Raw genomic sequence first — 8,343 nt, forward strand, 5'->3', positions numbered from 1 at the left:
TGGGCACGGGTGCCCGCACGGTCGGACTCCGCACGCTCTCTTGTCTCGCATGCTACCTTGTCTTGCATGACAGCTGATGTTGGCGCTCAGATGCGCAAGGGAGTGGTCGAGTACTGCGTGCTCGGGCTGCTCGCGCGCGAGCCGATGTACGGCTGGCAGCTGGCGGATGCGCTCACCGGCGCGGGCCTGATCGCCAGCATCGGCACGCTGTACCCGCTGCTCGGGAGGCTGAAGGACAACGGGTGGGTCACCACGTTCGATCAGCCCTCCGACAGTGGTCCGGTGCGCAAGTACTACCGGCTCACCGGCAGCGGGATCGATCAGTTGGACCGTTTCCGCGCCCAGTGGACACCATTCGCCCGTGTCGTCACGGGCATCGTCGGAGAGGGACGACCATGACAGAGCTCACCGCAGACGACCTCCGCACCGAGTACCTCGCGCGGCTCGACGAGGCCATGCGCAACCTGCCGCACGGTGTCGCGAGCGATATCCGTGCCGGCATCCTCGAGGAGCTGCAGGGGCTCGATGCCGAAGCGACGGCGGCACGCATCGCGGATCTCGGCGATCCTGTCGCGATCGCCGATGGGGCTCAGGCGGAAGTCCCGTCCGGGCCGACGATCATCGGCGCGCCCGCGGTCGCCGCGCCCCCGGTGCCGCGTCCGCCGGCGACCTCGACGAGAGGGTTCGCGATCGCTGCGGCGCTGACGTTGAGCTTCGGAGGGATCGTCGTGCCCGTACTCGGCTGGTTCGTCGGCGCCGCGCTCGTGAGCGCGAGCTCGCTCTGGAGGACGTGGGAAAAGGTGGTCGCGATCGTCGTACCCTTCGTCGTCACCGGCATCTCGTTCCTCACGGTCTCCACGCTGACGGCCTTCTCCTCGACGGAGTCGGGTGGGAGCTCCTCGGGGACCGGGACGCCCCCGGAGGTCCCCGCCGTCAACCCGCTCGTGCCCGGCGTGGGGGAGTGGCACGTCCTCATCCTCCTCGGATTCCTCCTCGTCCCGCTCTCCGGGCTGTGGCTGCTGTGGCGACTCCGGGGGCGCGCCGCAGGATGAAGCGGGTGCCGCGCACCGGATATCGGCGTTGCTCCTCGGGGGATCGGTGCTTCGGGCCTAGCGTGGAGTCATGGCACGGGTGGGGGGTCGCAACCTCGGGATGAGCTGGTTCGCCGGCATCGTGTGCGTCGGCGTCATCGGCGCCCTCGTGTGGCTGTCGCTTCCGATGGTCCCCGTGCTCGCCCAGTTCGCCGGGGATGCGCTTCGCACCGCTCTTCCCTGACCTGGGACGACGTATCCGCATGAATGCCGACACGTCGGCACGCCTCCGCGAGCGTCCGTTCGCGCGGAGGTACCCTCGCAATGCACGATTCCGATGAGAGGCGCACCCCATGAGTGACCCCGACGTTCCCCAGCCCGAGAAGCCGGCTGACGTTGACGACGTCGTCGGCAGCGCGAACGCGGGTCTGGATGCCGCCGCGGCCGCAGGTGCGGATGTTCCCGGCTCCGGCGAGACCGTGGCAGACGGTGGCGACGTCACGCCGGCCGCCGCACCCGTGGATCCCGACCTCGCCGCTTTCGAAGCGGCCGAGCGCGAACACCCCGGAACCTTCGCTTCGCCGCCCCCCGCGGTGACCCCCGCTTCCTCCGCTGCATCGTACGACCGCGCCGAAGAGATCAGGGCTCAGGCCGACGCCGAGACCACCTCCTTCTACCCGGAGCCCGTCGTGGGCGAGCCCGTGCCCTTCGGTCACGAGCAGTCCGGCATGGCGGGAGCCGCCTACGCCCAGTACGGCGATGAGGCCGAGACGCGTGTCGTCCCCTCGGAGCCGCTGGTGGTCGCGGCCGCAGCGCAGCCGCAGCCGATCTTCGTCCAGGCTCCCGAGCCTCCCCGTGACCGGGGCAACCGCGGCACGGCAGGGGCCATCGGGCTTCTCGCCACCCTCGTCTTCGCGGTCCTGTACCTCGGTGCATGGCTCGGTCTCGGCGCGATCGCCGGTGACGTGACCGGAGAGAACATCGGTCAGAGTGCTGTCGCCCCGCTGTCCACCTGGGGGTTCTGGACGCCCGTCGTCGTGTTCTTCCTCGGGTTCTGGCTGCTCGGCGCGATCATCAACCGCGGTCGCTGGGGACTCTGGGTCGTCTTCGGTCTCATCGTCGGCGTCATCGCGTACGGCGGCCACATCCTCGGGCAGCTCTTCGAAGCCCCGTTCTGGAAGCTCAGCTCGAGCCAGGGGCTCGATCTCGTCGGCGAGCAACTGCTCGCTCCGCTCGCGATCGCGGCATTCGTGTTCGCCCGCGAGCTCACGATCTGGTTCGGCGCGTGGGTCGCACGCAGTGGCGCCCGCAAGACCGAGCTGAACGCCGAGGCGCAGCGCGAGTACGAGCGCACGCTCGAAGCCGGCCCGACGCTGGCGAGGTAATCACGAACTCCACCACGCCGAACCCCCGCGGACCCGAGTCCGCGGGGGTTTCGGCCATCCTGGCGGTGGTCCTCGCCACCATCGGCTTCTTCGCGCTCGCCGTCTTCGGGCTCGGAGCGGTGAGCGTCGCCACGGACACCGACATCATCGCGGTCCCGAACCTGGGCCAGGTGCCGGGAGTGGCCGGGATGATCGCCGCCGTCGTCTCCTTCGCCCTCGTCCTGTGGTCGACGCTGCGTCGGTCGCAGCCCTCCTATGTGGCGACGGTCGCGATCGCCCTGACGGCGGGACTCGCCCACCTCGTCGTGGTCTGGTTCGCCGTACTCATCGGCGACGGAGATCTCGTGCTCGCGACTGCGGTCGCCGGAGACCTGGTGCGAGGCGGTGCGAGCGCTGTCATCGTGCTGGCTGCGCTGATCGCCGGGTGGGGCGGTATCGCCCTGCGGCGCACCCGTGCGGAGCATCCACGCTGGCCCTGGGAGCGCGAAGAGGAGGAGTGACCTTCGGGCGCTCGTCCGTCTTCGCCCCGCCGGGCTGGGGAAATCGCGACGGCGAGGGGCGACGCGCCGTACGCTGGTGGAGTGGAGCGCTCGTTGGAGACGCAGGTCGACCAGGCCGTCGAAGCCTGGTTGCGCTGGGTGCCGCGCTGGGAGCCGGCGACCCACCGCGGTCGCGTCGCGCCGTGTCGTCGGTGTCTCGGCTCTCCGATCCTCTCGGCGGCCGGCATCGGGGCGAACGTGCCGCACGGGGTGCAGCACGGGCTGTCGACCAGGATCAAGACCATCGTCGATCATGCCGTCGCGGAGTACACGGCGAGGAACCTGCCGATGCTGCAGCGCGAACTCGACCAGCAGGCCGCGCGCAACCGTGCCCGCAGCTATCGCCCGGCGGAGGATCTCGACCCCGAGTTCGACGGCCTCCCGCTCGATCCCGATCCGGTTCCTGGCGCCCCGTTCCTGTTCACCATCGCCGGGCTCGCGGACGAATCTGCCGCGGAGCTCCCCGCGCTGCCTCCGCTCACGGAGGAGGCCAAGATCGCGCTCCGGCAGGAGGTGGCACTCGCCGACGAGTACGCCAACCTGGTGGGCCGCGAGATCTGCGGCATCCTGCTGCGGCATCGGATCTCGATCCAGGCCGCGGTCTCGCAGCACGTCGAGCCGCAGATCGAGGCTCTGCTGGCCGAGCTGACCGAATCGCTCGACTCGCCGTTCGACCCCGACCTGCCCTGACGTGCGAGCGCAGGCACGCCCATTTGACCGCTACGTTACGCGGCATTACACTTGATCAGGTGTGTGCACGCCTCCGCGTGCGCACTGGGCGCCGGCACCTGTCGGTCTGCCCCCACGGCATACCCATCACACCAAAAGCTCGTCGGTTCCGGCGTGCCGGTGGGTCATGATGTGAAACCCATCACGCTGTCACCGTGCAGCACTATGAGGAGAGAACGTGCCAACCATTCAGCAGTTGGTTCGCAAGGGTCGCTCGCCCAAGGTCACCAAGACCAAGGCGCCGGCGCTCAAGTCGAACCCGCAGCAGGCCGGGGTCTGCACCCGCGTCTACACCACCACGCCGAAGAAGCCGAACTCCGCGATGCGCAAGGTCGCTCGTGTGAAGCTCCGCAACGGCACCGAGGTCACCGCGTACATCCCCGGTGAGGGCCACAACCTGCAGGAGCACTCGCTCGTGCTCGTGCGTGGCGGTCGTGTCAAGGACCTCCCCGGTGTGCGTTACAAGATCGTCCGCGGCGCCCTGGACACCCAGGCAGTCAAGAACCGTAAGCAGGCTCGTTCCCGCTACGGCGCGAAGAAGGGTTGAGTTAGATGCCTCGTAAGGGACCAGCCCCCAAGCGCCCCGTCGTCAACGACCCGGTATACGGCGCACCGATCGTCACCTCGCTGGTGAACAAGATCCTCGTCGACGGCAAGAAGTCGCTGGCCGAGTCGATCGTCTACGGCGCCCTCCGCGGTGTCGAGGCGAAGAACGGTCAGGACGCCGTCGCCACCCTGAAGAAGGCGCTCGACAACGTGCGCCCGACCCTCGAGGTCCGCAGCCGCCGCGTCGGTGGCTCGACCTACCAGGTGCCGGTCGAGGTCAAGCCTCACCGCGCCAACACGCTCGCACTGCGCTGGCTCGTGAGCTACGCGAAGGGCCGTCGTGAGAAGACGATGACCGAGCGTCTGCAGAACGAGATCCTCGACGCGTCGAACGGCCTGGGTGCCGCGGTCAAGCGCCGCGAGGACACGCACAAGATGGCCGAGTCGAACCGCGCGTTCGCTCACTACCGCTGGTAAACAGCTCCGCCGGCCCCTCGGCCACCCGCCGAGGGGCCGGCACCCCCTCTTCGCAGTACACCTGCTCCAAAAGATAAGGACACTCCTGTGGCACAAGACGTGCTCACGGACCTGAGCAAGGTCCGCAACATCGGCATCATGGCGCACATCGATGCCGGCAAGACCACGACGACCGAGCGCATCCTGTTCTACACGGGCGTCAACCACAAGCTCGGCGAGACGCACGACGGCGCCTCGACCACCGACTGGATGGAGCAGGAGAAGGAGCGCGGCATCACGATCACGTCTGCCGCCGTGACCTGCTACTGGAACAAGAACCAGATCAACATCATCGACACCCCCGGCCACGTGGACTTCACGGTCGAGGTGGAGCGTTCGCTCCGCGTGCTCGACGGTGCGGTCGCCGTGTTCGACGGCAAGGAGGGCGTCGAGCCCCAGTCCGAGACCGTCTGGCGTCAGGCCGACAAGTACAACGTCCCGCGCATCTGCTTCGTCAACAAGATGGACAAGCTCGGCGCCGACTTCTACTTCACGGTCGACACCATCATCAACCGCCTCGGCGCCAAGCCGCTCGTGATCCAGCTGCCGATCGGCGCGGAGAGCGACTTCATCGGCGTGGTCGACCTGATCGAGATGCGTGCACTGGTCTGGGCCGGAGACTCCAAGGGTGACGTCACCATGGGCGCCTCCTACGAGATCCAGGAGATCCCGGAAGACCTCAAGGAGAAGGCGGCGGAGTACCGTCAGCAGCTCCTCGAGACCGTCGCCGAGACCGACGACGCGCTGCTGGAGAAGTTCTTCGGTGGCGAGGAGCTCACGGTCGCCGAGATCAAGGGCGCCATCCGCAAGCTGACCGTCGCGAGCGAGATCTACCCGGTGCTCTGCGGCTCCGCGTTCAAGAACCGCGGCGTCCAGCCGATGCTCGACGCGGTCGTCGACTACCTCCCGAACCCGCTCGACGTGGGCTCGATCGAGGCGCACGACCCGAAGGACTACGACACGATCATCGAGCGTCACCCCGACGCCAATGACCCGTTCGCAGCTCTCGCGTTCAAGGTCGCCGTTCACCCGTTCTTCGGTCGCCTCACCTACGTGCGCGTCTACTCGGGCCACCTCGACTCCGGTTCGGCCGTCGTCAACTCGACCAAGAACAAGAAGGAGCGCATCGGGAAGATCTTCCAGATGCACGCCAACAAGGAGATCCCGGTCCCCTCGGTCACCGCCGGCAACATCTACGCGGTCATCGGCCTCAAGGACACCACCACGGGTGACACCCTCACCGACCCGACGGCGCCCGTCGTCCTCGAGTCGATGACGTTCCCGGAGCCCGTCATCGAGGTCGCGATCGAGCCGAAGACCAAGGCCGACCAGGAGAAGCTGGGTGTCGCCATCCAGAAGCTCGCTGAAGAGGACCCGACCTTCCGCACGGAGCTCAACCCCGAGACCGGTCAGACGACCATCAAGGGCATGGGCGAGCTGCACCTCGACATCCTCGTCGACCGCATGAAGCGCGAGTTCAACGTCGAGGCCAACGTCGGCAAGCCGCAGGTGGCGTACCGCGAGACGATCCGCAAGACCGTCGAGAAGCACGACTACACGCACAAGAAGCAGACCGGTGGTTCTGGACAGTTCGCCAAGATCCAGTTCACCATCGAGCCGCTCGACCTCGACTCCGAGAAGACCTACGAGTTCGTGAACGCCGTCACCGGTGGTCGCATCCCTCGTGAGTACATCGGCTCGATCGACGCCGGTTTCCAGGACGCGATGAACGTCGGTGTGCTCGCGGGCTACCCGATGGTCGGCGTCAAGGCGACCATCGTCGACGGTGCGGCCCACGACGTCGACTCCTCGGAGATGGCGTTCAAGATCGCGGGCTCCATGGGCTTCAAGGAGGCCGCGCGTCGTGCCAACCCCGTGTTGCTCGAGCCGCTGATGGCCGTCGAGGTCCGTACTCCTGAGGAGTACATGGGCGACGTCATCGGCGACCTGAACTCGCGTCGTGGCCAGATCCAGTCGATGGAAGACGCTGCCGGCGTCAAGGTCGTCCGCGCTCAGGTCCCGCTGTCCGAGATGTTCGGCTACATCGGCGACCTGCGCTCGAAGACCTCGGGCCGTGCCGTCTACTCGATGGAGTTCCACAGCTACGCTGAGGTGCCCCGCGCTGTGGCCGACGAGATCGTCCAGAAGACCAAGGGCGAGTAATCGCTCTTCTGGGAGCCCTGGGTCGCTGAGCCTGTCGAAGCACCCGGGGTTCCCAGGTCACCTACAACTTCACATTCCCTCTCTACTAAACTGAGAACCTAACCCGTAGAGAACCGGTCGCAAACCAGTGCCCGGTCACCTCTACAACGACGTCCTGAGGAGGACCCAGTGGCTAAGGCCAAGTTCGAGCGGACCAAGCCGCACGTCAACATCGGAACGATCGGTCACGTCGACCACGGCAAGACCACGCTCTCCGCAGCGATCTCGAAGGTGCTTGCTGACAAGTTCCCGTCCGACACCAACGTGCAGCGTGACTTCGCTTCCATCGACTCGGCGCCGGAAGAGCGCCAGCGTGGAATCACCATCAACATCTCGCACATCGAGTACGAGACCCCCAAGCGCCACTACGCGCACGTTGACGCTCCCGGCCACGCCGACTACGTCAAGAACATGATCACCGGTGCGGCTCAGATGGACGGCGCGATCCTCGTGGTCGCCGCCACCGACGGCCCGATGGCTCAGACGCGTGAGCACGTGCTGCTCGCCAAGCAGGTCGGCGTTCCGTACCTGCTGGTCGCGCTGAACAAGTCCGACATGGTCGACGACGAGGAGATCCTGGAGCTCGTCGAGCTCGAGGTCCGCGAGCTGCTCGCAGGCCAGGGCTTCGACGAGGACGCTCCTGTCGTCCGCGTCTCGGCTCTCAAGGCCCTCGAGGGCGACGAGAAGTGGACCCAGGCGATCCTGGACCTGATGCAGGCTGTCGACGACAGCGTTCCGGACCCGGAGCGTGACCGTGACAAGCCGTTCCTGATGCCCGTCGAGGACGTCTTCACGATCACCGGTCGTGGCACCGTCGTCACGGGTCGCGCCGAGCGTGGCACGCTGGCCATCAACTCCGAGGTCGAGATCGTCGGACTCCGTCCGACCGTCAAGACCACGGTCACGGGTATCGAGATGTTCCACAAGCAGCTCGACGAGGCCTGGGCCGGCGAGAACTGTGGTCTGCTGCTCCGCGGCACCAAGCGTGAGGACGTCGAGCGCGGCCAGGTCATCGTGAAGCCGGGTTCGGTCACGCCGCACACCGACTTCGAGGGCACCGCTTACATCCTGTCCAAGGACGAGGGTGGGCGTCACAACCCGTTCTACACGAACTACCGCCCGCAGTTCTACTTCCGCACCACCGACGTCACCGGCGTCATCTCGCTGCCCGAGGGCACCGAGATGGTCATGCCCGGCGACACCACCGACATGACGGTCGAGCTGATCCAGCCGATCGCCATGGAGGAGGGCCTCGGCTTCGCCATCCGTGAGGGTGGACGCACCGTCGGCGCCGGTACGGTCACGAAGATCATCAAGTAAGCACCTGCTTCCTCGCAAAGGGGTCGGACCTTCGGGTCCGGCCCCTTTGTCGTGCACCGGGCGCTCACGACGGCG

General features: G+C 67.1%; 10 protein-coding genes. All 10 read left to right on the forward strand.

What is annotated here, in order from left to right:
* Positions 1-66: 66 nt before the first annotated feature.
* The 10 genes from ILP86_RS03565 (at position 67) to tuf (ending at position 8,268) form a co-directional block, all read left to right on the forward strand.
* Positions 67-399 (forward strand): PadR family transcriptional regulator, encoded by a 333-nt coding sequence (locus tag ILP86_RS03565; protein ID WP_046747805.1) that lies wholly within the window; start codon positions 67-69, stop codon positions 397-399.
* A complete protein-coding gene (locus tag ILP86_RS03570; RefSeq protein WP_058632567.1) occupies positions 396-1,052 on the forward strand; it encodes a hypothetical protein in 657 nt (218 codons plus the stop codon). Before ILP86_RS03565 ends, ILP86_RS03570 begins: the two co-directional genes overlap by 4 nt.
* 70 nt (positions 1,053-1,122) lie before the next feature.
* Positions 1,123-1,275, forward strand: a complete 153-nt coding sequence (locus tag ILP86_RS03575; RefSeq protein ID WP_164734115.1) for a hypothetical protein — start codon at positions 1,123-1,125, stop codon at positions 1,273-1,275.
* Between the two features lie 109 nt (positions 1,276-1,384).
* Positions 1,385-2,416, forward strand: coding sequence for an ABC transporter (locus tag ILP86_RS03580; protein WP_179515821.1), 1,032 nt, complete (start codon positions 1,385-1,387; stop codon positions 2,414-2,416).
* 65 nt (positions 2,417-2,481) lie between these two features.
* Positions 2,482-2,916, forward strand: a complete 435-nt coding sequence (locus tag ILP86_RS03585) for a hypothetical protein (RefSeq protein ID WP_113680394.1) — start codon at positions 2,482-2,484, stop codon at positions 2,914-2,916.
* Between the two features lie 81 nt (positions 2,917-2,997).
* Positions 2,998-3,645, forward strand: coding sequence for a spermidine/putrescine ABC transporter substrate-binding protein (locus ILP86_RS03590; RefSeq protein WP_193761388.1), 648 nt, complete (start codon positions 2,998-3,000; stop codon positions 3,643-3,645).
* Positions 3,646-3,862: 217 nt separating this feature from the next.
* Positions 3,863-4,231: a 30S ribosomal protein S12 gene (rpsL, locus tag ILP86_RS03595; RefSeq protein ID WP_017201609.1), complete on the forward strand. Its 369-nt coding sequence runs from the start codon at positions 3,863-3,865 to the stop codon at positions 4,229-4,231.
* Between the two features lie 5 nt (positions 4,232-4,236).
* On the forward strand, positions 4,237-4,707 hold the full coding sequence (rpsG, locus tag ILP86_RS03600) for a 30S ribosomal protein S7 (protein ID WP_017201608.1): 471 nt from the start codon (positions 4,237-4,239) through the stop codon (positions 4,705-4,707).
* An 87-nt stretch (positions 4,708-4,794) separates the two neighbouring features.
* A complete protein-coding gene (fusA, locus tag ILP86_RS03605) occupies positions 4,795-6,909 on the forward strand; it encodes an elongation factor G (protein ID WP_046747809.1) in 2,115 nt (704 codons plus the stop codon).
* Between the two features lie 168 nt (positions 6,910-7,077).
* Positions 7,078-8,268, forward strand: coding sequence for an elongation factor Tu (tuf, locus tag ILP86_RS03610; RefSeq protein ID WP_046747810.1), 1,191 nt, complete (start codon positions 7,078-7,080; stop codon positions 8,266-8,268).
* The last annotated feature ends 75 nt before the right edge of the window (positions 8,269-8,343 follow it).

It is taken from the genome of Microbacterium sp. R1 (genome assembly GCF_015159725.1).
Classification (GTDB): domain Bacteria; phylum Actinomycetota; class Actinomycetes; order Actinomycetales; family Microbacteriaceae; genus Microbacterium; species Microbacterium oxydans.

What these genes read in the sequence shown, in the direction of transcription:
- ILP86_RS03575 (WP_164734115.1), top strand. Translation starts at nt 1,123, where the DNA reads ATGGCACGGGTGGGGGGTCGCAACCTCGGGATGAGCTGGTTCGCCGGC.
- rpsG (WP_017201608.1), top strand. Translation starts at nt 4,237, where the DNA reads ATGCCTCGTAAGGGACCAGCCCCCAAGCGCCCCGTCGTCAACGACCCG.
- ILP86_RS03580 (WP_179515821.1), top strand. Translation starts at nt 1,385, where the DNA reads ATGAGTGACCCCGACGTTCCCCAGCCCGAGAAGCCGGCTGACGTTGAC.
- ILP86_RS03570 (WP_058632567.1), top strand. Translation starts at nt 396, where the DNA reads ATGACAGAGCTCACCGCAGACGACCTCCGCACCGAGTACCTCGCGCGG.
- ILP86_RS03565 (WP_046747805.1), top strand. Translation starts at nt 67, where the DNA reads ATGACAGCTGATGTTGGCGCTCAGATGCGCAAGGGAGTGGTCGAGTAC.